Source organism: Paenibacillus andongensis (assembly GCF_025369935.1).
Classification (GTDB): domain Bacteria; phylum Bacillota; class Bacilli; order Paenibacillales; family NBRC-103111; genus Paenibacillus_E; species Paenibacillus_E andongensis.
Window position 1 is genome coordinate 4547937 of record NZ_CP104467.1, and the last position, 22700, is coordinate 4570636.

The following is a 22700-nucleotide window of genomic DNA, read 5'->3' on the forward strand; positions in this document are numbered from 1 at the left end:
CCTGCTAACATCCTCTTATTGACAGGACGAAGCTGTAATGCGATGGGATTCTGGAAGCTCTCTTCCCAGCACGCGATAATAAATTTCCTCATATTGAACCGTAGTTATATCATTACAGAAGGTATTCCGAGCACGAGTCAAGCAATTCTGCGATACTCGCTCATACAACACTTGATTACTAAGCAAGTTTACGACATGTTCAGCCATTTTATCAGTATCTCCAACATCTGCTAAATAGCCAGTTTCACCATGCGTAATGAGTTCGGGAATCCCGCCGGCATTGGAGCCGATTGTTGGTACTCCGCATGCCATTGCTTCTAGCGCGACTAGACCGAAGCTCTCTTTTTCCGAAGGAAGCAGCATCACGTCGGCAAGGGAAATCACCTGCGCTACATCATCCTGTTTACCACAGAATGTAACTTTATCTGTAAGTCCAAGTTCTTTAACTTTTGCAATCATTTTGGATAAATCGGGACCTTCTCCCACGAACAAGAGACGTGATGGAATCTCCTTGCTGACTTTTGCAAAAATATCAATAACATCCTGCACACGTTTGACAGGTCTGAAATTAGAAATATGAATGAGAATCTTTTCTTCCGGCCGGGCAAACTCGCCTCTAAGCTTCGTAATATCACGCGGGTAATACACCCGTTTGTCGACGAAATTATAAGTTAGATCGATGTCGCGGTCGATGTCCAATAATTCCCTTGTTTCTTTAATCAAGTCTTTGGAAACCGCTGTAACCGCATCGCTTTCATTAATGGCATAACGAATCAAGTCAGAAATCGATTGATCCTGTCCCAGAACAGTAATATCGGTTCCGTGGAGTGTCGTAACAACCTTGAGATTGCTTCCAACCATCTGCTTCGCCAGTAGAGCACACACAGCATGAGGAATAGCATAATGAACATGTAGTAAATCTAGCTCCTCCATCTTGGCGACCTGCGCCAATTTACTGGCGAGAGACAGGTCATAAGGTGGATACCGAAAGACATAATATTGACTGACTTCCACTTCATGATAAAAAATATTTTTATGAAATTTGCCCAAACGAAAAGGCATGCTGTGTGTAATAAAATGAACCTCGTGTCCTTTTTCGGCAAGCAGCTTGCCAAGTTCCGTAGCAACAACACCTGAACCACCTAAAGTTGGATAACAGGTAATTCCAATCTTGAGTTTATCTTTCATCATGCACCTCTTTTCCGATCAAACGAATCGATCTACCACCAAAGGCAGCTTTGAAATGAAACCTTCCGCATAAGTTAACAAACGCTTTTGACCTAACACGCGATCACGAGCTTCAACTCGTTCGATATAGCCTTGATTTAAGGGCGTGGCTACCGTACCTTGACCTGTTATAAATTGTGAGCGATAAGCGCTCAGTGCGGCAATTTTTTCATCGTAATAATCGGTTACATCCACCATGAGATCAGCTTCGTAAACGTCATTTATAAAATAAAAGTACATCTGCTCCACGTTCACAGGCTCAGAATCAGGCAAATACTTGCGTAACTTGGCGTTAAAAACAGCTTCCTGAACCAACCCCGAACAGGCTATATGGTCTGGATGTCGGTCCTGCCAGTAGGGAGCAAACACGATTCTAGGCTTAAATTTACGAATTTCTTGTGTAATCCGCTCAATATTGGCCTGTGTGGCAAATAATCCTCGATCCGGTAGTCCCAGATTCGTCCGAACCTTAACGCCAAGAATACTCGCAGCTAGTTCCGCTTCTTCAATCCTTGTTTCAACTGTGCCATTAGAGGACATTTCGGCATAGGTTAAATCACAAAGCCCTACCTTAAGCCCAAGCTTGGTATGTTTGGCAATCGTAGCCCCCATTCCAATCTCAGCATCATCTGCATGTGCGCCAAATATAAGAATATCGAGAGAATCGCTCATCTTATTCAATACCTGGCTTATATTTATGTACTAACTCTCTCCATCCAAAATCCCCGCGATCAAGCGCTCTGACGAGCAGTTCTGCTGTTGCTACATTCGTAGCGCAAGGAATTCCCTGAACATCACACAGACGAAGAAGAGCAATAATGTCCGGTTCATGTGGTTGAGCCATTAATGGATCTCGAAGGAAAATAATAAAATCCATTTCATTTTGTGCTACCAAAGCGCCAATCTGCTGGTCTCCCCCAAGCGGACCTGACATAAATCGATGTACGTCTAATTTTGTGCCATCCATAATCCGCTGTGCAGTCGTACCTGTTCCATATAACTTATGACCTTCGAATACATGTTCATACGCGGTAACGAAGTTCACCATTTCATCTTTCTTACGATCATGGGCAATTAACGCAATCTTTAACATCTTGTCTTCCACTCCCCTAGGGCTCTTTAATCTATAAAATGCTCGAATCCATAAATCATTCCGCTATATGTCATCACTTTACGTACAGCAATCGCAACGCCCGGCATATAGGCTGCACGATCATAGGAGTCATGTCTAATTTTGAGCGCTTGGCCCTGCTCTGCCATAATCACTTCCTGCTGAGCAAAGACACCAGGCAATCGAACGCTATGTATTCTAAATCCATTGTAATACCCGCCGCGCGAACCTTCAATTGTTTCTTCTTCATTTGGATTACCTTGACGCAGCTCTCCTCTAACTTCGGAGATCAGTTCCGCGGTTTTCACTGCTGTTCCTGAAGGCGCGTCCAGCTTTTGATCGCCGTGATACTCAATGATTTCGAGATTTGGGAAGTATTTAGACGCCTGAGCCGCAAATCTCATCATAAGTATAGCCCCTATTGAGAAATTCGGAGCTATGATTCCGCCAATGCCATTTTCTTGACACTGCTTGTCCAATTCAGCAATAGCTTGGGGTGTAAATCCTGTTGTTCCCATTACTGGGCGAATTCCTAGGCGAATAGCTAAGTTTGTATGTGAAACCGCTGTTTGCGGTCCTGTAAAATCAACTAAAACGTCTGGTCTGGATTCAGTGAGAGCCTGCTCCAAATCATTGCTCATTTGAACCCCACATTCTTCAAATCCTACCATCCTTCCCAAATCAATTGGGCCAGAGGAGCGGCTAACCCCAGCCACCAATTCCATATCGGACTCTGTGAGCACGGTCTTCACGACCTCTCGCCCCATTCTTCCACTTGCACCAATAACGGCTACTCGAATTTTACGATCCATGTTGAGAATATCTCCTTTTTGTATGTTTCAGGTCTATGATTTCATCTTTTGTTGATAGAGCGCCGCATACTGTTTCGCAATTTCATGATGAGGCTCAAGACGAACTGCTTCCATAACAGTTTGGTAAGCTCTCCCATAATCCTTTCGAAAAGCAAAGGCTTCTCCTAGAATAAGATACGCTTCAATAGCCAGAGGATCAAGAGTAATCGCTTCTTTTAGTAAGAAAATCGCGCGTTCCGCATGCTCAGACTGGGCACTTAGCTGTTTTTGTGCTTTTTCAACTAATTCTCTTGCATGCAGCACTTGCAAATGATAACGATAAGCTTCATTATCTTTAACCAGCTCTACTGCCCTATAAGCATGCTCAATGGCTTTATACAATTTGTTACTTCTTGCAAAAGTAATCGATAGCTTGTAGTGATAGGCAGCATTGTTTGGTTCTTCAGCTATCGCTTTTTCAAACCATTCAATGGCTTTTTCAAAATCATGACCAAGTATGGATTCGTACGCTTTCTGTATTTGAGTTTCTCCATTCATCTGCCCATCCTCCTCCACCCGAAATCGAGTCTCCCGTTATTGGGGATGGTATAGTTTATGAAGCTTATGTAGTTTCGGTGTTAATTTTGGTCCATCGACCCGCGTCCCGTGTGTTGAATTTATGCATGATTTTATCGTGCGCTTCCGTCAAATCAATGCCCAAAGAGTTCGCGAAACAGATCGTTATGAAGAGAATATCACCGAGTTCGAGCTCAATAGAATTGTCTTCTTCCGTGCTTTTTTTTGGCTTTTCACCGTAGGTATGGTTCACTTCTCGGGCTAATTCGCCAACTTCTTCTGACATTCTGGCCAGCATAGCTAAAGGACTGAAATATCCTTCCTTAAACTGGGAAATATAAGTGTCAACCTCTTGTTGTATATCTTTAAGAGTACGTTCAGACATATTCACCCTTCTTTCCATCATCTTCACCGAGCTATCATTACTATGTTAAACTATAGAAGAAAAGTTGACAAATTTTTTTGGCAAAACCATCAAGTATTTGGAGGAACAGGAATGAGATTTAAAGAACGATTTGCTGATCGATTTACGAATGTTGTTGCAATTATGATCGGCACGGCTATTTATGCGTTTGGTTTGCACTATTTTGTTATTTCTAATGAGTTAATGGAGGGCGGAGTTACAGGTGTTTCCTTGCTGCTCAAATATGTATTAAACGTCCCACCTTCCATATCTACCTTGTTGATTAATATTCCTTTGTTTTATATCGGTTGGAAAAATTTCGGCAAAGGAAGGATGCTATACACCATTTTCGGCGTCGTCTCTTTGTCTTTCTTTTTATGGATCATGGAGCTTCTTATTAAAAAGCAATGGCTGATCCCTTTTCACACCACTCAGGATTACTTTCTAGCGACTCTATATGCGGGTATCACACTCGGGGCTGGACTCGGACTTGTCTTCCGTTTCGGAGGTACTACAGGCGGCTCTGATATCTTGGCTCATATCGGTAATAAGAAGAGAGGCTGGAGTGTCGGCCAAGTCATCCTTATTATTGACGTCATCGTCATTGGCTCCTCGTTAATCTATTTACCTAAAGAGAAAGTTCTATATTCACTTGTGGCCGTCTTCGTAAGCTCTCGACTTATCGATTATATTTCCGAGGGTGCTTACGCCGCCAAAGTCTTTACCATTATTAGCGATCAAGCAAGTCAGTTAGCACAAGCCATTACGACAGAACTAGACAGAGGAGTGACTTTATTCCCAGCTAGAGGAGCCTACTCCGGCAATAATAAGGAAGTTGTGTATTGCGTTGTCTACCGTCACGAAACGAGGAGGCTTCGCGAGCTCATTCATGCCATGGATCCGAGGGCATTCATCATTATTGGTGAAGTACATGATGTTATTGGGGAAGGATTCAAAAAACAGTAACGCAAAAAGTGGGTTAAGCAGCTTTCTAAGCATGCTCAACCCACTTTATGTTTCACCTATTTTCGCCTTCTTTTGTTTGCTTAACATGGACAATATTTCGTCCTGATTGATACATTCTCCATCCTACGAAGGATAGCACACTGACAATAATGAGACCAATACCTAACGACCAGATGATTGGCTGTCTAGGGTCCGTAAGTGGCACGAAAGCGATCGCATCCTTGTTCTTCAGAAATAAATCATCCAATACTTGATTTAAATGATCAAGCGCTGATTCCAATTGTCGGATCGACATAGGCTGACTATTCAAATTCGTTCGGATGAAAGTGAGCAGCGAATCAAGTTTCTCAACGGAAGAGGCATCTCGGCTAATCAGCAAGGAAGGATGAATAATGGCAACATGCTGGGACAGCTTGCCGAAATTCGCCAACGCCTCCTTCTGTTTATTCGCTTTTACAGCCTCATGTAGGATATTGGTATCATTTTGCAGTACTTTATGATATTGCAGCCACATAGGCTGGTTCTTATGTGTTAGCGCATCCGTGGCGAGACGGATTTTGGCGACAGCGATCTGCCCTTCTTCTGGTGAATAAGTTACGGCATTATAGACCCTTTTCGCTTGTGTAATCGTCTCCGTTAAAGCATTTAACCCCTCTACAGATGTTATCCCCTCGAAATGAATCTTAGGAATCTGATCAGACATTTGCATCAGTTTATTTCTCGCTTCTGTGACTTGACCATCCATGGTTTGTTTATACATCTCATCAGCAATTTGGTTCAAAAACGCTATCCGCTCTACTTGCACAGGATCTATTGGCGCGGCTTGTCCGATTGTGCTCGTGCTAACTCCGCAAGCTGAGCTAATACTTATAACAACTGCCAGCAGAAGTGTGGTTGTTAACCATTTCATACTGGAATAATTAAACATGGGACATCCCCTCCTTCACCATCATCATATGGAGGTTTGTCCCAATTTAGACCAGCTGCTATGCGGTTATGTACTTCTATTCTTGCGGATAAGCAGACAAACGATTGCTATCAGAATGCCTGTCGCACTTAACCCAACTGTGAACCATTCTATCGTATTTAGATTGTCTTCAAGTTCTCGAGGCAATCGTGGAAAAATCCCTCTTTCATAATCCATGAAATCATTCCAAAATGTCCAGATGGCGACAATAATAACAGCCGTTAGCCTGTACTTATACCAACGAACAAATAGCAGCGCTTCCACAGCCATTGCCAAATGCGAGCCTGTCAGCATCCAACCATCCCAGCCGACGGGAACTCCCTGCCAGGCCCCTGTCCAAATCATGGCAACCGCCCAGATTCCATATTTAAATGAAGTAATCAGTGCAAACGCTTCAACAAACCCGCGAAAAGCACGATAGAGCTTACTAGGTTGCTGATCCAAAGAACGGTCTATCAGCAGGAAGCCGATTGATAGTGTGAAAAACAAGCTGGCTGTTGGGCTGTCTGGAACGAAAAGTACGTACCAAAGCGGGTAATTAGCAATCGTATCGACCATTTGTGCCCAGTACCACTCATAGCCATAAATGGTTCCTAAAAGGTTTGAAATGAAAAACGCCCACAACATCTTTTTACTGAGCAGAAAATCCTTGCTCCAAAAATAGGAAACGGACAACCCTTGCTGCAAGTAAGCTCCTCCTCTTGTGTGAACTTATCTAAAAAAACCTGACCGCTCTCGCGATCAGGTTTCCTTGTTTATTGAGCTTTTTGTTTGGATAACCATTCAGCAAGTTTATTAATATCAGCATCACTTAAGCCTTTATCAATGTTAGCTTGATATTGCTTACCCATATTGCCTTTACCGTTTTTGATAATGCCAAGAATCTCATCTTGGGGATGCTTATCACCAACACCAAGTAAGGCAGGTACACCAGAAGCAGGCATCCCTTTAAGTCCAGCACCGTGACAAGATAAGCAAGTTGCTTTCTTGTAAATCTCTGCACCAGGATCATCCGCAGCAACGATAGCTGCAGATTTCTTCGTATCCTTCGCAGCGCCGCCACCACCACCAGCTGCACCTTTTTTCGCGTGCATCTCTTCCTCACGCTTAATGTGCTCTGGAACGATGTTTTTCTCTTTCAATTCTACTTGGTAATGTGACCAAGATGTATACGTCAAATACGTACAAGCGATAAGAGATAAAATCATCAAGCTTGAAGCAATCGGTCTTCTGTAGAAACGACGCTCTTTACCTGTATCCAAGAAAGGAGCAAGCATCAAGCCGCCGAACAGTAAACCAGGTACAACAACCGCACCAAGTACAACATAGTCTCCTGATGTATATGGGTATTTCAATAATTGATACATGAATAAGAAATACCAATCCGGCATTGGAATGAACGCGGTGTTCTTAGGATCCGCAGGATATCCTAGCGGAGCTGGATCCGACATGACCAGTACTAGCATACCGACCAATACGACTACACCAACCATCCATTCCTTCAACAAGAAGTTTGGTATGAATGCTTCTGATTTCCCCGGATATGCAGAATAATCTTTAGGAATCAGTCGTTGCTCTTGTGTTTTCTTTATTACGCGGGAATCTCCCACATAAACGATTTTTTCGTCAGACTTATGACCATGCGCCACGCATTGACCCTCCTTTCAATTATAGCGGTCCGGAAATACCTTGTTTGCGAATCATGAAGAAATGTCCAGCAAGCAAAGCTAGCAGAACGCCCGGCAGGAAGAATACGTGGATGGCGAAGAAACGAGTCAATGTTTGTGCGCCAACAATGCTTCCACCTTGCAGCAATGTTTCAATATAAGGTCCCGCGAACGGCACCGCTGCTGCGATCTTCATACCTACTTGTGTTGCGAAATATGCTTTGTTATCCCATGGAAGCAGGTATCCGGTAAAACCAAGACCTAACATAACGAAGAAAATCAACATGCCTACAACCCAGTTCATTTCACGGGGTGCTTTATAAGAGCCTGTGAAGAACACGCGCAGGGTATGTAAAAACATCATGACAATTACTAAGCTGGCTCCCCAATGGTGCATACCTCTGACAATAACACCGAAAGCCACTTTATGTTGTAAATAGTCTACGCTGGCATACGCGTTGATAATATCAGGTGTGTAGTACATAGTTAAGAACATACCTGACAAAATTTGAATGACTGTAATGAAAAACGTCAATCCGCCGAAGCAATATACGAAAGCGGAAAAATGATGAGCAGGGTTTACGTGCTCTGGAACCTCGTGGTCTGCTACATCCCTCCACATTGGCGTAATATCAAGACGTTCGTCAATCCAGTTGTATACGTTTTTAAACATCTGATGCTGACGCCTCCTTATACTCTTGTGTTAGCATGTAGTTGTCCCACATAAACGAAACCATTCTCTACTTTGGTCGTGTACTCATCCAAAGGCTTTGGTGCAACAGCAAGGTTCTTACCATCTTGCGTATAGTGAGCACCGTGACAAGGACAGAAATACTGATCTTTGTAAGCAGGATTATCGTTCCAGTTGACTGTACAACCAAGATGCTTACAAGTTGGATTCAATGCAAAGAGTTTGCCGCTTTTGTCTTTGGAAATCCATGCAACCAGTTCTGCATCGCTTTCATACCAGCCGTCAACCTGATGGACTTGGAACGTAAACGCTTGTGGAACATTTGTAATTTTACTTTCTTCGACAACTTTAACCCAATCCGCAGCACTTTTCTTTTGAAGGACAGGATCAATAGCAAACCGTATCATCGGTATAATAATACCGGCTCCCATGAATCCACCAGCGCCACCAAGGGTGTAAGAAAGAAATTGTCGACGAGACATTTCGCGTTTGGTCCCGGGCTTCTTCCCATGCTGTTCTTCTTTGTGATTGTTATGATCACTCATTCTCAGGTCTACCCTCCTACATTGGCCGAAATCCGAACCCTCTCGGACATCAGTTACCTCTATCACGTGTCGTTCGACATTACACTACATAACTAGGACATTACTAATAATAGCCTACGTCTACTAGGTCGTCAAGAATCCATAACTCCTTTTCATCGGTTGAAAACTCGGCCATCGGACAAATTTTAACGAAATTGTCACAACTTTTTGGAAGCGATAGAAATTAATTTCTCCCCTTATCCTGCACAACTTTTTTTCCATTAATACGCTTATCCGCTTAAAGTTAATCGTTCGGCTGCCATAGTGCTTGTACTTGTTTGGAAATACTTGATTTAATTAGTTCCGATTGGCTCGTCCACTGCTCCATATCGACAACAATCAGCAAATCCGTTTGCTCATCTTTCCAAAGAGCTGCTTCTGTATGTATGGTAAGACCTATAACATAACGGAACCCCATTCTTTTTAAATGAAGTGAAATGGTGTTCAACTGTTCTCTCATATCCGTACCCGTTATGTAGTGCAGCGCTGGATAGGTTACAACTCTTCCCTTGTAAGGAATTTCAATTGTTTCCAGAGCATCTCGAAGCTGTTCTAGCGCGAGTGTCACTTGTGCTGGATCTTCAAACCCAGTCAACCCAGTCAATGGAAGTAAACAGGTGTCCAAATACGGTTTCAATTCTGGCCAATCTTGCGCTGATATTTCATTAAACTTCAATGAATTGTCCTCCCCTATTGTTTGCCAAATGTCCACTCACTATGTAATAGCATAAAGCTCATCTTGTACTTTAATCCGTCCTTTTCTGACTGTCAATCTGCTCGCCAGATTGTTGACCACGCAAAGCGCCGAGCGCTTCCTCTAGATCTTGCTGCTTTACAACTAGATAGGGGCTCTCCCATTCGCCTTTTAATTGGATGTAGTTTACGGTTGCCGGTTTCAAGTCACGATAGGATTTCGTCAATGTACGAAGCTGATCGGCTGGAATATCCGTTTTAATGGTCCCTCCAATGATATCAAGCACACTTCCCCAAGCGGTCAAACCATTCAATGTGGTTAACTTATCTAGTAACTGATTAAGTACAAGCTGTTCTCGTTGATTCCGCTCCATATCCGAGGATTCTGCTGTTCCTAAATTGGATTTCCGGTAACGAATAAAATCTAACACTTGTTTGCCATTCAACCGCTGTTTTCCTTTGTTCAGATGAATATCCGTTCCGTCACTTTCATCCTGATAACGCATATCCATATCAACATCGACGGTCATTCCCCCTAATTGATCGATAAGCTTCCGAAAGCCATCAAAATTAATAACGGCCATATAATCAATTGGCACTTGATAAACATCACTGAACAGTCTTTTAGTTTCTTGAAGGGCCGTATCTTTATTTTTATTGTAATAATAAGCATAGAAATAATTGGCTTTATGAGATCCGTCTAATCCGGACTTATCCGCTTCAATCTCTAAATCCCTTGGAATGGATACCACCGTACCTTGATGCGTTTGCGGATCAACACGGAACAGCATCATGACATCAGTATTCAGTGATCCCTCATTGCCTTCTCGTTCATCTATTGCCGTTAGAAGGAAAGTTAGCGGCTTCTCAATGGGATTGCTTGCTTGCGTAGCAGGAACAAAGCTTTCAGCAGATAAATTTGATGCTGTGGTGGCTTCAGGCGCAGCAATATGATCCAACGTTTGATTCAATTTGTTATATAGAAAAGCTGCATATACAGACGCAGCTCCTACAATTAGCCCTGTGATCAAAAGAACGGGTAACATTACTTTGCGAATACGAGAATTTTTTATCATTTTTTTCATTCTTTTCTCCTTTTAGGTTTTGATATTATGTTCTTTTAAAGAGACGCGCGGGTCGTCAAATTAGTTCTTTTTTCACGCGATATCCAGCAAAAAAGACACGTGAATAAGATTCACGCGCCTTTTTTTGTGTGTTTATAGCCGCCACCAAATAAGTAATCAACCCAATGATTGTAACGTTTTAAGCTCAGATGTAAGAGCTAAGAACGTAGTTTGATCTCCCTTGGCTAAAGCGCGGTCAATCTCCTTATAGAGATTTTCTTCTTTATATTTGCGTATGGCATTATCCCAAACCATTTCCGCGAAAAGTGCCAGCAGCGCATCGTTAGATACATTCATTTTTCCCATGAGACCTACCTCCAAATGTTGTCCGCGGTTTGTCAGGAGCTTCTTTTTCGCAAAAACATGTAAGTCTGTTTCTTGGTGTATGCCAATCCCTTGTGTTTGCCCCTACTGCATCATATTCACTCGTTACATTAGCGCTTCCTTCAATCGCCCGATTCAATAGGAATGTGTCTTTACCTATCTACTTAACTTCTTCTCTGAAACGTATACTTTCCTTATCCAGAAAGAGGACGACCTTATCTTCTTCAGCTACAAAGGTTCCTTGAATCACTTTCGTTCCGAGCTTGGTGACTTGGATCACAGCACCATTCTCCTGATCTTCCCCGATCCTAATTAGGCCCAAATGCATCATCATTTGTAGAATACGTTGTTCCACGATCGATTCAGAACTATCATAATAGAAAGGTTTAACAAGCTTACAAAGCACCTCTCCAAGTGATGCCGTGGTTACCCATTGTCCACCTAAGCGGTCAATCCAGGCCACAACGCTTTGCACATTCGGAATTGGATTTTTATAAAGCCGCAGCCAGAACTTGTACACTTCAGCTGGGTTTTCTTTCTTGCCTTCTACCAACCTTGCTTTTCCCTCTTCTGTTAATCGAAGTATTTGTGAATGTTCACTAATCAGCTGCCTGTAAAAGCAATAATCATAGATGAAAGAAAACCGGTTCGGATACTCTTTAAACATGCGGCCATAGCCGAATCGCCATGTCCCCTTTGTTACCATTTCTTCTTGAACTGATAAACGATTGAGAATCTGTTGAAGCTGCCTTTTGTACATAGAACCTTCCGCTGTGAGTGGTATTTCCTGTTCTTGAGAGATGAACGTCAAGAAATGAAAAATGTCTTCGACGATAAGTAACTGCTCATCACGGTAAACATTGGGTTCATTTGTTGTCTTCAGGCTTTGTTTGAATTGACTAGTTAGAACATCACTAAATCTACGTTTCAGATCTTGCGGGACATGAAATAAAAACTTCGTTTGCTGTGAATAACCGTTGAACAACCATCCCAGCTTCTTGAATTTAATGATCATATCCCGGGGATTCCATTCCTCCGAATCCTCCTTCTGAAATCGTGATTGCCCAACTCTAGCGATAAGTTCTTCAATACTGAATGCATTGCGAGGATCGAAAAGCAGCGAATTCAAGAACCGAATATCCTCTAAAGCCAAGCCTTGAATATGCTTCTCGAAAATCTCTCTGCGCAGCGCCGTGCTCAAAATCGATTGAATCAATTCATTCTTCGAATGACCATTACACTCACACTCGTAGGTATGAGCAATTCGGCCTAATTCATGGATATCGGCGTAACTGAGCATATCCGCTAGGTTCATTTCCATCCTACATCCCCCAATTAACGAAGCTTTCAGCTCCGAGGTTTCTAGTAACCATTATGGGATTTTTCACCAAAAATATTCCAATCCAAATAAAAAAACATGACTCTTTCAAAAAAGTCATGTTTTACTTAATAGCTATTATTCAGTTATAGATTGTAAGTGAGTTAAACAGTTGTATAATTGAAGCTCCCAGCCTTCTTCTTGACGCAGTAGAATTGTAAGCGAAGTATTCTGTAGATAATCTTCACTATCCATGCGAAGAACCCTAAGAATCTGCACGATAAATCCACCATGAGAAATTAATAATATTTTCCCATTCGGATAAGCCTGAATTAATTCTGCTTCTAGCTCTGTCCATCGATTCCATAAATCAGCATCCGACTCTTGACCTAAATCCTGAAGCTTCCAATCGGGCCCCCAGCGCTCTTCTCTTTCTGCAACGGTAGTTCCTTCTACCTGCCCATATTTACGCTCCCTAAGCCTCTTGTCAGTGCTTATAAAAGGTATCCCCGATAGATCCGAAACAATTTGTGCAGTTTCTCTAGCTCTCTTCAGATCACTGCTTATAATGCCATCCCAAGTTTCTTTTGCTAATCTTAGTCCAAGTAATCGCGCTTGTTCTCTTCCTTCTTCAGTTAAATCCGTATCTAGCTGCCCCTGAAGCTTACCAAGACGATTCCATTCTGTGCTCCCATGACGTATGAATCCGATTGTTGTCATTGCTTGTCCCTCCAATATCTCTATAAAATAAAAAATGCTCCTACAGGAGCATTATGCTTTTGTTCGTGACAACCAATTCATAATAATGATTGTTGCAATTAGACCTAGTATCGAAACGACCAGTAAGTAATGCGGATAGGAGTGAATAGGTCCTACGTGGAAGCGTAAAGGTTCCATAAAACTAGGATTCAGACTCGCCACAGCGTCTCCCATTTTATGACCATTCATCGATTCAGTACCGCTGGACTTCAAGGCTTGCGGCGCTTGCAGATCAAACAAGGAATTATCTGCAGTTGCTATTGAAGATTGAGGCGTACCATCGTACACGATGGCAAATAAGAAGCTAAATACGAATAAAGCTAAACAAAAAGCAATAACAGCGGTAAGATTACGTCTAAGTGTGTAAGAGATGGCATACATACGTTCAGAAACTGGAATTCGCCATGACTCATTTTCGTAAATCCGATTCATAACCTTGCCCGAAACCATTGGCTCATAATCAGGCAGCTCACTCTCGATCGCTGCAGTACGAATCAGTATCGTACTTTCTTCCCATATTTGAAATTCTTCCGCACATTCGGCACAAGTTGTTATATGCTCATCTACTGCGGAACGACGCAGGTCATCATTCGGCAAATCCCAATATACCCCAAATAATTCCTGGATCTCACTACACTTCATGCTCTTTCATCCCTTCGATTCTTCGAATATCGGTTCACTGAAATAAGGATCCAGTTGTAATTTAACGGATGCCCTTGCTCTAAACAAGAGTGACTTCACCGAGCTTACCGTTTGGCCTAAAATGTTCGCGATTTCTTGATAATCCATCTGATCGTACTCTCTAAGTATCAAAGCCGATCGTTGTTTCTCTGGTAAACTATTAATAGCTTCGCGAACCATAGACACTTTCTCATTACGCAGCATAGCTTGCTCTGGCATAGCATCAAAGGATGCATGTGGCGTCAGTCCACTTTGTTCCAGCGAGATTTGAACACTTTTATTTTTGCGCAGCTCACTCAGAACTGTGTTACGGGCAATGGTGTACAACCAGGTTGAAAAGGATGCCTCGATTTCACGGAAAGAATGCAAACTGCGATACGCTTTATAAAAAGTTTCGTTACACAGATCTTCAGCAATGGCTTCCATCTGCGTATTCTTTAACATATGAAATATAAATGCAAGGATTTTACGCTCGTAACGACGCATAAGTTCATTGTAAATCTGAACATTTCCATCCTTGATTTCTCTGATCAATTGGGAATCGGTCATTACGTGGCGGCCCTCCTAACGATTCCGGGTACCACTCCAACTGCTCATACATGTTGTACTGCGGCAGGAGTGAAAAGTTGCGGTTATTTGTAAAAGAATTATGAATTTATGTACGAATAAAATACGAGCCTATAAAACCTTCTTGATTCATTACGAAATTCCTGCTAGATTCGACAAAATGTTCAATAAAGTTCAATTTGCAGCGTGTCTGATGCACACAACAGGACTGTCCTTCCCATTATATAATAAAATCAGAAAAATATGGTACTTAAGCACAAAAAAAAACCGCCGAATCGGCGGTTGCACTTATGGTGCGATTATCGGATAGGAGTGGAGAGAAACCATACTGTACTTTTATTATATGTATACGGTTTCATTCTGTCAATACTTATTTTGAAAACGTTTACCAACTCATTTTTTTTAAGATTGAATAGGTTGTATTTGATGCCGCTTGGCTTGTTTAATTAAATTATTTATGGAATGTGGTCGAATGAATGGACTGCCTGCATTGATCCGTGGGATTTGCATAGAATCCGTTTCCTTCGTAGTTATACCTTGCTTAGTTGTAAAGGCGAACTTAACTCCGGCTTCCTGGAGATACGTAATCGTTTGATTATCATAGCTTCCAAAAGGATACGCATAGGAATCGACGGACTTTGAGCCATTCACTTCAATTAGTTTAGAAAGGCCTGTACGGGTATCGTTCAGAATTCTTTGTTTGAATTCATCGTCTGTTTCTGTTATACCGTTTTGTGTTATTTTGTTCGTCAACAGTGGCTTGCCATTGTTCATCGCATGCAGCGCATCCGAATGACATTGAAAATCAATACCGGCAAACTCTTTTCTCATTTTCTTAATCTCTTCTCTAGACAAGGATGGTAAAGGTGTTTCTCCTGGGTTGTCCAAATCTTTGGTAATGACGAAATTCACAGCAGGTATTCGCATTTTTTTGAGTATCGGAAAAGCATTGGTGTAGAAGCTTTTGTAGCCATCATCAAACGTTACTAGTACCGCATTGTCGGGAATTGCCGTCCCCTCTGACTTAAAGCTTTTAAACTCATCCATGCTAATGAAATGATAGCCTTTCCGCTGCATAGCTTCTAACTGCTTTTCGAACAGTTTTGTCGATATTGTCACTGAGCCCTGTATTTGATCATCGATATGGTGATATACCAATACAACAACTTCATTTGAATAAACAACATCATTGGCTCGTACTAAGGATGGTAAAAAATTCATGAAAGCGATTAACAAAATAAGCATACTTTTCCCTATCCATTGGATCTTCATCACGTTCGCCCCACAATAAAATATGTAATATATATATGAACAGATGTCATTATATCACGAAGCTTTTTCTTTGAATATCTGTTAACAAAAATAAAATAAGCTGATCCCTTCCCTCTTTGTGAATGGTTCAAAAAGGAAAGAAAACAGCTTATTTATCAACCAACTCTGAGTGTTATACATGCACTGCGTATGGCCCACTGAGCAGCCCAGATGCCCTATCAGCGTCTTCTTGATTTCGAAATGAAAGACGCAGTACACCGGGAACATCTTCACGGCTTTCAATAATTTGAATGTTGCTTAAATTGATTCTAGCGTTGCCAAGTAAGGTTGTAATTTGGCCTATGATACCAGGATGATCGGGAATATCCACATAAATATCGAATAAGGATGTAATCATTCCTTTTCTGCGTTCAGGCAATTGACTGCGGAACTCACCTGCAACACGGAACTGTTCAGCGATCCCTTCTCCGTCACTTTGTTCCAGCAACTTAATAAAACGCGACATTTCTAGATTCCAATCCGTGAGCAGTTTAAGCAGCACGTCTTTATTGTTAACAAGAATATCGCGCCAAATCATCGGTTCACTTGAAGCAATACGTGTGATATCCCTGAAGCCGCCAGCGGCCAGATTTTGATACAAAGGATTCGTTTCGTTATAACCTCTTACTTGATTAACCAATGCAACCGCAATAATATGCGGCAAATGGCTGATTGCTCCTACGATATCATCGTGTTCACGGGCACCTACTTGGACAATTTGAGCCTTCGTCTTCCTAAGCAGCTCTGTCAGACGATCAACCTCAGCTTGAGGTGTACCCTCTGCTGGTGTCAGGACATAGAACGCATTTTCGAAAAGATGCGAGGAAGCCGCTTCCACCCCATGACGTTCAGAGCCTGCCATTGGATGACCGCCGATAAAATAGACGTTTTCCTTGACAAAGGAGGCTGCACTCTCCGTGATTGAAGCTTTGGTACTGCCGACATCGGTAATGATACAACCATCTTTTAGTGGGAGCTGCACGAGCTGCTGAACATATTCCTCTAACATACCAACTGGCACGCATAGAAAAATGAAGTCCGCGCCTTTTACCGCTTCCGCCATACTCGTTGTTGCCGTATCAACAACATTCCGCTTTAGAAGCTTTTCAACTGATTTCGGATTCGGCGAGTGACCGACGACCGTAAACCCTGGTTTTCCTTTATAGCATAGGGCGAGTGATCCACCGATCAGCCCTACACCGAATATCGCAATTTTCGTCAATGAAATCAACCTTTATGATTTAAATTAGGCCTGAACTGCAACCTCAGCAAGCACTTGCGTTAAAGCCGCAATGAATTTCTCATTCTGCTCGCGCGAACCGATTGTAACGCGAAGCGACGTTGGGAAGCCCAACATATGACCTCCACGGATGATAATACCTCGACGCAGCAAACCATTAAATACATCTGCTGCTGGACGGCCAACATTCACCATGATGAAGTTACCATGTGCCGGGAATGCCTGCAGACCCATCTTGCCAAACTCTTCAGTTAAGTATTGTAAGCCAGCCGTGTTCGCTTCTCGGCAGCTTTGGATAAAATCTTGATCCTTAATTGCAGCAAGCGCAGCGGCTTGAGCAAATCTGGTTGTGTTAAAAGGTTCACGCACTTGGTTAATTGATCGAATAACATCTGGATGTCCGATCCCGTAACCAATTCGCAGAGAAGCCAACCCATAAATTTTTGAGAAAGTACGCAACGCTATGACATTGCGGTATTGACCAATTAGTTCTATGCTATCCGGGAATTCCCCCGTCGTGTTGTACTCGCAGTAAGCTTCATCAAGAACGACGATAACATGATCTGGAACTTTGGCCAAAAACGCCTTAATCTCCCCATCTGTATTCATCGTTCCTGTCGGATTGTTCGGGTTACAAATCCACACGATTTTCGTACGTTCCGTAATGGCCGCAAGCATACCATCCAGATCGTGTGTTCCTTCTTTCAATGGAACTTCAATGGACACAGCGCCTTCGATTTCACAGTTATGCTTGTATTGTGGGAACGTGTGTGAAGCCATAACGGATTCATCACCTTGAACAAGGAAAGCCCGCGCCAGCATCAGAATAACTTCATCAGAGCCTGCGCCAAAAATAAGCTGATTCGTTGCCACGCCAAGGGATTCAGCAACTGCTTCAGTCAATTGCACAGCTCCCCCATCCGGATACAAGCTGATGTTGGATAATTCCGCTTCAATTGCAGCTTTTACTTTTGGTGAGGAGCCGAAAGGGTTTTCGTTAGATGCCAGCTTAATTACTTCTGTCAAACCTAGCTCGCGTTTCACTTCTTCAATAGGTTTACCTGGTTGATAGACAGGCAAATGCACAATCGTTTGTTTCGGTTTCATGATAGTCAAGTCACCTCGTCAATTAGTTGTCCGAACGTTTTAATTGTCCCACAAAGTTACGAATTTGCAAGAGTCCTTCCGGGTGTGCGCTATCTGCCTCAAGATGAGGCAGTACGTTCTCAATCGTTCGTACGATGGCACTTCCTACAACGACTCCATCACAAAGCTTCTCAAAGCGCTTAACTTGCTCGCGATTCGAAATACCGAAGCCAACGACAATCGGAACACTAGCAGCTTCCCGTACCGTTGCAAGGAAGTCCTCAATGCCTCCGAAGAATTCAGCGCGCTCACCTGTTACACCTAACGAGGATACACAATAGACGAATCCGCGTGCTCCAGCTGCAATTCGCTTAACGCGTTCATTGGAGGTTGGCGCAACCAACGGGATAAGATGAATCCCATTAGCTTCGGCAATCGCTCTTGTCTCACTGTCTTCTTCGAGCGGAAGATCAGGAATAATAATGCCGCTGATTTCATTCTCCTGCATAGCTTTGAATATGCGCTCCAGTCCAATTTGTAACACCGGATTATAATACGTAAAAAGAATGAAAGGAAGCTTAGAGCCTCTGCTTCTCGCCTGACGAGCAACATCCATCACATCAAAGATAGAAATTTTACGCTGTAAAGCACGTTCAGAGGAACGTTGAATAACAGGACCGTCAGCTAAAGGATCGGAATAAGGAACACCTAGCTCTATCAAATCGGCACCTGCGCGTTCCATTTCCAGAATAAGCTCAAGGGATGCTTCAAGGGAAGGATCTCCAATGGTCAAGAAAGGAATCATCGCTGTTTCCCCGCGCTCTTTGAGCTCAGCAAATCGGCTATCAATACGGTTCATCGCTTATTCCCTCCCCATGCCGAGATAGCTCATAATGGATTCAACATCTTTATCGCCACGTCCAGAAAGATTGACGATAATAATTTCATCCTTGGACATGGTTGGGGCTATTTTAACCGTTTGTGCAATAGCATGTGCACTCTCTAAAGCTGGAATGATTCCTTCTGTACGGCTAAGCAGCTGAAGTGCGTCTAGTGCTTCCTGATCCGTGATCGGATAATACGCTGCACGCTCAATATCTTTGAGGTAGGAATGTTCCGGTCCAATGCCGGGGTAATCCAAACCAGCTGAGATCGAGTGAGCCGGCAGTACTTGACCATACTCATCCTGCAGCAAATAGCTAAGTGAACCTTGGAAAACGCCAGGAGTTCCCTTGGTCATTGTAGCTGCATGCTCCTCAGTATGAATACCGCGGCCAGCCGCTTCCACACCAATGAGTTTCACTGTTTCGTCTTGGACGAACGGATAGAAAATCCCCATGGCGTTACTGCCTCCGCCAACGCAAGCAATTACAGCATCGGGCAATCTGCCTTCGATTTCAAGGATTTGCTCACGCGACTCATCACCAATGACACGTTGGAAATCACGTACCATCATGGGATAAGGGTGCGGTCCTGTAACGGACCCTAGAATATAATAAGTATCCTGTACGTTGCTAACCCAGTAACGAAGCGTTTCATTACAAGCATCTTTCAACGTACGTGTACCAGACGTAACAGGAATAACATCAGAGCCAAGCAATTTCATGCGGAAAACATTTAACTGCTGACGCTTTGTGTCTTCCTCGCCCATAAATACTTTACACTCAAATCCCATTAAAGCAGCTACAGTTGCTGATGCAACTCCATGCTGTCCAGCTCCAGTTTCCGCAATAATCTTCTTCTTCCCCATTCGTTTAGCGAGAACCGCTTGTCCGATGGTGTTATTAATTTTGTGAGCACCCGTATGGTTCAAATCCTCACGCTTTAAATAAATTTTGGCTCCGCCCAGAAGCTCAGAAAGTCGCTCTGCGTAATAAAGCGGTGTTGGCCGGCCCGAATATTGTTTTTGCAGGTAACGCACCTCGGCAATAAACTCAGGATCATCTTTATATTGTTCATAAGCTTCTTCAAGCTCAATAAGAGCATTCATTAACGTTTCAGGTACATAACGGCCGCCGAACTTGCCAAATCTGCCATGCTGGTCAGGTACTTGCGTCACTTTCGAGTCACCCTTTCCACAAATGCTGTAATTTTGACTATATCTTTTACGCCATCGGTCTCAACGCCGCTGGAAACATCTACGCCATCGGGGTAATAGGCTGTTACTAGTTGATCCACATTATCTGGTTGAAGTCCGCCTGCAACTAGCAGCGACACTCCCGCTGAACGCGCCCACTCCTGATAGACAGGAATGCAGTCCCAAGCAAAAGTTTTGCCTGATCCTCCCCCATAAACAGGGTCAAAGGTATCCAATAAAACAGCATCGACAGTCCCCATATAAGGGTCAAGCTGCGCGGCTACATCCTCTAAATTGGGGATTTTATTATCTGTTTTGGAAATCGAAACGGATTTGAACACTTTCACCTGAAAATGTTCACGAACCCATCGGCAAAATTCAGGTGTTTCCTGACTATGCAGCTGTACGACATCAAGTGGAGCCACCGCCAGAATGTCCGTTAACTCCTCCTTGCTCGGATTAACGAATACCCCTACAGTTAAAGGGACAGATCCCCCATTTGCCTCTTCTGATTTCAAATAAGAAATCAGTTCTCTAGCCTTCTCTGCCGTTACCTGCCGCTTGCTCGGTGCAAATACAAAACCGATATGTGCTATCGGCAAATGCACGATTGATTTTAACACTTCAACGCTTTGAAGTCCACAAATTTTTACCGTTGGAACCGTCCCCACAGCCATCAAATTCGCCTCTTTCTCCTTCAACTACTTCGCCCTTTGAACCCTCGTTCCCATTAGATCATGAACGGCCTGCTCAACAATAGGTTGTCGCATGAAATGCTCGCCGATTAAAACAGCTTGAGCACCAACTTGCTGTAAATAAGCCATATCTTTGGCGGTAGAAATGCCGCTTTCACTGACAACCGTTTTCCCTGCGGGAATGTATTGAATCAGTTCTTCTGTTGTGCCTAAGTCGGTAACAAATGTCTTCAAATTCCGATTGTTGATGCCTATCAATTGTGTATTCAATTCTAATGCACGTTCAAGCTCTTCACGATCATGGACCTCAACAAGTGCATCTAGACCAAGATCACTAGCTAGCTTCAGATACTGCTTCATTTGATCTGTTGTCAAAATGGCAGCAATCAGCAAGATAGCATCGGCGCCAATCAAGCGCGCTTCATAAATTTGCTTCGGATCAATGGTGAAATCCTTACGAAGCAATGGCACATTGACCGCCTTACGAACAGCTTTCAAATACTCGTTGCTGCCTTGGAAGTAGTCCACATCCGTCAGAACGGAGATACAATCGGCACCGGCTCTTTCATAGGCTTCTGCTAAAAGAACCGGTTCAAAATCATCGCGAATCAATCCCTTGGAAGGGGAAGCCTTCTTTACCTCGGCAATTAGACCCATCGCACGGTTTTTCCGTGTAGTTAACGCTTGTTCAAAGCCTAAACAAGGAGGCAGGTCTGAGATTAACTTCTCAGCATCTTTGATTGAAAAGCTGCTCATTGCTTCAACCTCTGCCCGCTTGGTGGCAACAATTTTATCAAGAAACATGGCATAGTTCTCCTGTATATTGGATTAAATCATTCAATTTTTGCTCAGCACGACCGGAATCAATAACATCAGCCGCTAATTTCACACCTTGTTGAAGGGTTCCGACTTGCCCTGTCACGTAGAAGCAGGCCGCTGCGTTTGCAAGTACGATATCGCGATAAGGCCCCTTCTCACCAGCAAAAATATGGCGAATGATTTCAGCGTTAAGTATCGCATCTCCACCCGCTACATCTTTGATGCTATGTGCGCGTAAACCAAGATCATCCGGAGTAATCATGTAAGTGCTAATGGTGTTAGCCTTCAGTTCCGTTACTTTCGTAGGTGCCGAAATGCTGAATTCATCCAACCCGTCCTCGCTTGCGATGACCAATGCACGTTTCAGTCCAAGCGCTTGCAGCGCTTGCGCAATGAGCTCGGTCTTCGTACTGTCGAATACACCAAGCACTTGACGGTCAGCACCCGCTGGATTCGTTAACGGCCCCAGCAGGTTGAATACGGTTCTGAAGCCAAGCTCGCGCCGTGGTGCTGCGACATGCTTCATGGATTGATGATACGCTTGGGCAAACATGAAACAGATGCCTGTTTTGTCTAAGCATTTAGCCGCTTGTTCACCGCTTAGCGTAATCTTCACGCCAAGAGCTTCAAGGACATCAGCGCTACCGCTTTTGCTCGACATCGCCCGATTGCCATGCTTCGCTACGCGAATTCCCCCAGCAGAAGCGACGATCGCTGCCGTTGTGGAGATATTGAACGTCTCTGCGCCATCTCCGCCTGTTCCGCATGTATCCAACAGATCATTCTGCAGTACGTTGACCTGAACGGCTTTGCTCCGCATTGCTTCTGCGAATCCCGTAATCTCCTCCAGCGTCTCTCCTTTGATACGAAGTGCTGTAAGCAAACTGCCGATTTGAGCCTGTGTCGCAGCACCATCCATGATTTCAGACATGACACCACGCGCTTCCTCACGTGACAAATGACTACCGCTAATGACTTTCCCGAGCGCTTGCTGTATATGAATAAGTCCACTCATGACTAGAG

Annotated in this window: 27 protein-coding genes; 1 reads left to right on the forward strand and 26 read right to left on the reverse strand. The window is 43.4% G+C overall.

Annotated elements, in window-relative coordinates; genetic code table 11:
• Positions 1 to 15: 15 nt before the first annotated feature.
• The 6 genes from bshA to NYR53_RS20670 all read right to left on the reverse strand — a co-directional run bounded on the left by bshA (position 16) and on the right by NYR53_RS20670 (position 4090).
• Positions 16 to 1188, reverse strand: coding sequence for an N-acetyl-alpha-D-glucosaminyl L-malate synthase BshA (gene bshA / locus NYR53_RS20645; RefSeq protein ID WP_261306455.1), 1173 nt, complete (start codon positions 1186 to 1188; stop codon positions 16 to 18).
• Between the two features lie 18 nt (positions 1189 to 1206).
• Positions 1207 to 1899, reverse strand: coding sequence for a bacillithiol biosynthesis deacetylase BshB1 (gene bshB1, locus NYR53_RS20650; protein WP_261301090.1), 693 nt, complete (start codon positions 1897 to 1899; stop codon positions 1207 to 1209).
• Between the two features lies 1 nt (position 1900).
• Entirely contained in the window at positions 1901 to 2320 is a 420-nt protein-coding gene (locus NYR53_RS20655) for a methylglyoxal synthase (protein ID WP_261301091.1), read from the reverse strand.
• A gap of 26 nt (positions 2321 to 2346) precedes the next feature.
• Positions 2347 to 3150 (reverse strand): 4-hydroxy-tetrahydrodipicolinate reductase, encoded by an 804-nt coding sequence (gene dapB, locus NYR53_RS20660; RefSeq protein WP_261301092.1) that lies wholly within the window; start codon positions 3148 to 3150, stop codon positions 2347 to 2349.
• A gap of 33 nt (positions 3151 to 3183) precedes the next feature.
• Positions 3184 to 3687: a tetratricopeptide repeat protein gene (locus NYR53_RS20665; protein WP_261301093.1), complete on the reverse strand. Its 504-nt coding sequence runs from the start codon at positions 3685 to 3687 to the stop codon at positions 3184 to 3186.
• Between the two features lie 64 nt (positions 3688 to 3751).
• The gene (locus NYR53_RS20670; RefSeq protein WP_029193041.1) at positions 3752 to 4090 is read right to left on the reverse strand and encodes a nucleotide pyrophosphohydrolase; all 339 of its coding nucleotides are present in this window, start codon (positions 4088 to 4090) and stop codon (positions 3752 to 3754) included.
• A 111-nt stretch (positions 4091 to 4201) separates the two neighbouring features.
• On the opposite strand from NYR53_RS20670, the gene NYR53_RS20675 reads away from it, so the two are divergent.
• Positions 4202 to 5074 (forward strand): YitT family protein, encoded by an 873-nt coding sequence (locus NYR53_RS20675; protein WP_261301094.1) that lies wholly within the window; start codon positions 4202 to 4204, stop codon positions 5072 to 5074.
• Between the two features lie 52 nt (positions 5075 to 5126).
• On the opposite strand, the gene NYR53_RS20680 is transcribed toward NYR53_RS20675, so the two are convergent.
• The 20 genes from NYR53_RS20680 to trpD all read right to left on the reverse strand — a co-directional run bounded on the left by NYR53_RS20680 (position 5127) and on the right by trpD (position 22692).
• Positions 5127 to 6002, reverse strand: a complete 876-nt coding sequence (locus NYR53_RS20680) for a sporulation protein YpjB (protein ID WP_261301095.1) — start codon at positions 6000 to 6002, stop codon at positions 5127 to 5129.
• Positions 6003 to 6068: 66 nt separating this feature from the next.
• A complete protein-coding gene (locus NYR53_RS20685; protein ID WP_261301096.1) occupies positions 6069 to 6728 on the reverse strand; it encodes a DUF1405 domain-containing protein in 660 nt (219 codons plus the stop codon).
• Between the two features lie 68 nt (positions 6729 to 6796).
• Complete coding sequence (locus NYR53_RS20690) at positions 6797 to 7690, reverse strand: menaquinol-cytochrome c reductase cytochrome b/c subunit (RefSeq protein WP_261301097.1); 894 nt, start codon at positions 7688 to 7690, stop codon at positions 6797 to 6799.
• A 19-nt stretch (positions 7691 to 7709) separates the two neighbouring features.
• Complete coding sequence (gene qcrB, locus NYR53_RS20695) at positions 7710 to 8381, reverse strand: menaquinol-cytochrome c reductase cytochrome b subunit (RefSeq protein WP_029193037.1); 672 nt, start codon at positions 8379 to 8381, stop codon at positions 7710 to 7712.
• A gap of 17 nt (positions 8382 to 8398) precedes the next feature.
• Entirely contained in the window at positions 8399 to 8944 is a 546-nt protein-coding gene (locus tag NYR53_RS20700) for a QcrA and Rieske domain-containing protein (protein WP_290428950.1), read from the reverse strand.
• Between the two features lie 283 nt (positions 8945 to 9227).
• Positions 9228 to 9659 (reverse strand): DUF2487 family protein, encoded by a 432-nt coding sequence (locus tag NYR53_RS20705; protein WP_261301098.1) that lies wholly within the window; start codon positions 9657 to 9659, stop codon positions 9228 to 9230.
• A 70-nt stretch (positions 9660 to 9729) separates the two neighbouring features.
• Complete coding sequence (locus NYR53_RS20710; RefSeq protein ID WP_261301099.1) at positions 9730 to 10761, reverse strand: LCP family protein; 1032 nt, start codon at positions 10759 to 10761, stop codon at positions 9730 to 9732.
• Positions 10762 to 10917: 156 nt separating this feature from the next.
• A complete protein-coding gene (locus NYR53_RS20715; RefSeq protein ID WP_047674234.1) occupies positions 10918 to 11106 on the reverse strand; it encodes an IDEAL domain-containing protein in 189 nt (62 codons plus the stop codon).
• Positions 11107 to 11284: 178 nt separating this feature from the next.
• Entirely contained in the window at positions 11285 to 12439 is a 1155-nt protein-coding gene (locus tag NYR53_RS20720) for a hypothetical protein (protein WP_261306457.1), read from the reverse strand.
• Positions 12440 to 12580: 141 nt separating this feature from the next.
• Positions 12581 to 13162, reverse strand: a complete 582-nt coding sequence (locus tag NYR53_RS20725) for a histidine phosphatase family protein (protein ID WP_261301100.1) — start codon at positions 13160 to 13162, stop codon at positions 12581 to 12583.
• Between the two features lie 51 nt (positions 13163 to 13213).
• Positions 13214 to 13843 (reverse strand): anti-sigma factor family protein, encoded by a 630-nt coding sequence (locus NYR53_RS20730; protein ID WP_261301101.1) that lies wholly within the window; start codon positions 13841 to 13843, stop codon positions 13214 to 13216.
• A gap of 6 nt (positions 13844 to 13849) precedes the next feature.
• Complete coding sequence (locus NYR53_RS20735; RefSeq protein WP_261301102.1) at positions 13850 to 14431, reverse strand: RNA polymerase sigma factor; 582 nt, start codon at positions 14429 to 14431, stop codon at positions 13850 to 13852.
• A gap of 420 nt (positions 14432 to 14851) precedes the next feature.
• Entirely contained in the window at positions 14852 to 15670 is an 819-nt protein-coding gene (locus NYR53_RS20740; protein WP_261301103.1) for a polysaccharide deacetylase family protein, read from the reverse strand.
• 223 nt (positions 15671 to 15893) lie between these two features.
• Positions 15894 to 16982 carry a prephenate dehydrogenase gene (locus NYR53_RS20745; protein ID WP_261306458.1) on the reverse strand — a complete coding sequence of 363 codons (1089 nt, stop codon included), beginning with the start codon at positions 16980 to 16982 and terminating at the stop codon, positions 15894 to 15896.
• Positions 16983 to 17006: 24 nt separating this feature from the next.
• A complete protein-coding gene (gene hisC / locus NYR53_RS20750; RefSeq protein WP_261301104.1) occupies positions 17007 to 18107 on the reverse strand; it encodes a histidinol-phosphate transaminase in 1101 nt (366 codons plus the stop codon).
• A gap of 22 nt (positions 18108 to 18129) precedes the next feature.
• On the reverse strand, positions 18130 to 18945 hold the full coding sequence (gene trpA / locus NYR53_RS20755) for a tryptophan synthase subunit alpha (RefSeq protein ID WP_261301105.1): 816 nt from the start codon (positions 18943 to 18945) through the stop codon (positions 18130 to 18132).
• Between the two features lie 3 nt (positions 18946 to 18948).
• Complete coding sequence (trpB, locus tag NYR53_RS20760) at positions 18949 to 20145, reverse strand: tryptophan synthase subunit beta (protein ID WP_261301106.1); 1197 nt, start codon at positions 20143 to 20145, stop codon at positions 18949 to 18951.
• Positions 20142 to 20840: a phosphoribosylanthranilate isomerase gene (locus NYR53_RS20765; RefSeq protein ID WP_261306459.1), complete on the reverse strand. Its 699-nt coding sequence runs from the start codon at positions 20838 to 20840 to the stop codon at positions 20142 to 20144. The genes trpB and NYR53_RS20765 overlap by 4 nt, the downstream gene beginning before the upstream one ends.
• Before the next feature lie 24 nt (positions 20841 to 20864).
• Positions 20865 to 21662, reverse strand: coding sequence for an indole-3-glycerol phosphate synthase TrpC (gene trpC / locus NYR53_RS20770; protein ID WP_261301107.1), 798 nt, complete (start codon positions 21660 to 21662; stop codon positions 20865 to 20867).
• The gene (trpD, locus tag NYR53_RS20775) at positions 21652 to 22692 is read right to left on the reverse strand and encodes an anthranilate phosphoribosyltransferase (protein ID WP_261301108.1); all 1041 of its coding nucleotides are present in this window, start codon (positions 22690 to 22692) and stop codon (positions 21652 to 21654) included. The genes trpC and trpD overlap by 11 nt, the downstream gene beginning before the upstream one ends.
• Between the last annotated feature and the right edge of the window lie 8 nt (positions 22693 to 22700).

Coding starts and splice junctions, on each gene's coding strand:
- trpA (WP_261301105.1), bottom strand. CDS start 18,945: ATGAACCGTATTGATAGCCGATTTGCTGAGCTCAAAGAGCGCGGGGAA.
- NYR53_RS20675 (WP_261301094.1), top strand. CDS start 4,202: ATGAGATTTAAAGAACGATTTGCTGATCGATTTACGAATGTTGTTGCA.
- bshA (WP_261306455.1), bottom strand. CDS start 1,188: ATGAAAGATAAACTCAAGATTGGAATTACCTGTTATCCAACTTTAGGT.
- NYR53_RS20725 (WP_261301100.1), bottom strand. CDS start 13,162: ATGACAACAATCGGATTCATACGTCATGGGAGCACAGAATGGAATCGT.
- NYR53_RS20700 (WP_290428950.1), bottom strand. CDS start 8,944: ATGAGTGATCATAACAATCACAAAGAAGAACAGCATGGGAAGAAGCCC.
- NYR53_RS20740 (WP_261301103.1), bottom strand. CDS start 15,670: ATGAATTTTTTACCATCCTTAGTACGAGCCAATGATGTTGTTTATTCA.
- NYR53_RS20710 (WP_261301099.1), bottom strand. CDS start 10,761: ATGAAAAAAATGATAAAAAATTCTCGTATTCGCAAAGTAATGTTACCC.
- NYR53_RS20730 (WP_261301101.1), bottom strand. CDS start 13,843: ATGAAGTGTAGTGAGATCCAGGAATTATTTGGGGTATATTGGGATTTG.
- NYR53_RS20680 (WP_261301095.1), bottom strand. CDS start 6,002: ATGTTTAATTATTCCAGTATGAAATGGTTAACAACCACACTTCTGCTG.
- NYR53_RS20720 (WP_261306457.1), bottom strand. CDS start 12,439: ATGAACCTAGCGGATATGCTCAGTTACGCCGATATCCATGAATTAGGC.
- NYR53_RS20655 (WP_261301091.1), bottom strand. CDS start 2,320: ATGTTAAAGATTGCGTTAATTGCCCATGATCGTAAGAAAGATGAAATG.
- NYR53_RS20665 (WP_261301093.1), bottom strand. CDS start 3,687: ATGAATGGAGAAACTCAAATACAGAAAGCGTACGAATCCATACTTGGT.
- NYR53_RS20715 (WP_047674234.1), bottom strand. CDS start 11,106: ATGGGAAAAATGAATGTATCTAACGATGCGCTGCTGGCACTTTTCGCG.
- NYR53_RS20735 (WP_261301102.1), bottom strand. CDS start 14,431: ATGACCGATTCCCAATTGATCAGAGAAATCAAGGATGGAAATGTTCAG.
- NYR53_RS20670 (WP_029193041.1), bottom strand. CDS start 4,090: ATGTCTGAACGTACTCTTAAAGATATACAACAAGAGGTTGACACTTAT.
- trpD (WP_261301108.1), bottom strand. CDS start 22,692: ATGAGTGGACTTATTCATATACAGCAAGCGCTCGGGAAAGTCATTAGC.
- qcrB (WP_029193037.1), bottom strand. CDS start 8,381: ATGTTTAAAAACGTATACAACTGGATTGACGAACGTCTTGATATTACG.
- dapB (WP_261301092.1), bottom strand. CDS start 3,150: ATGGATCGTAAAATTCGAGTAGCCGTTATTGGTGCAAGTGGAAGAATG.
- trpC (WP_261301107.1), bottom strand. CDS start 21,662: ATGTTTCTTGATAAAATTGTTGCCACCAAGCGGGCAGAGGTTGAAGCA.
- NYR53_RS20765 (WP_261306459.1), bottom strand. CDS start 20,840: ATGGCTGTGGGGACGGTTCCAACGGTAAAAATTTGTGGACTTCAAAGC.
- bshB1 (WP_261301090.1), bottom strand. CDS start 1,899: ATGAGCGATTCTCTCGATATTCTTATATTTGGCGCACATGCAGATGAT.
- hisC (WP_261301104.1), bottom strand. CDS start 18,107: ATGAAACCGAAACAAACGATTGTGCATTTGCCTGTCTATCAACCAGGT.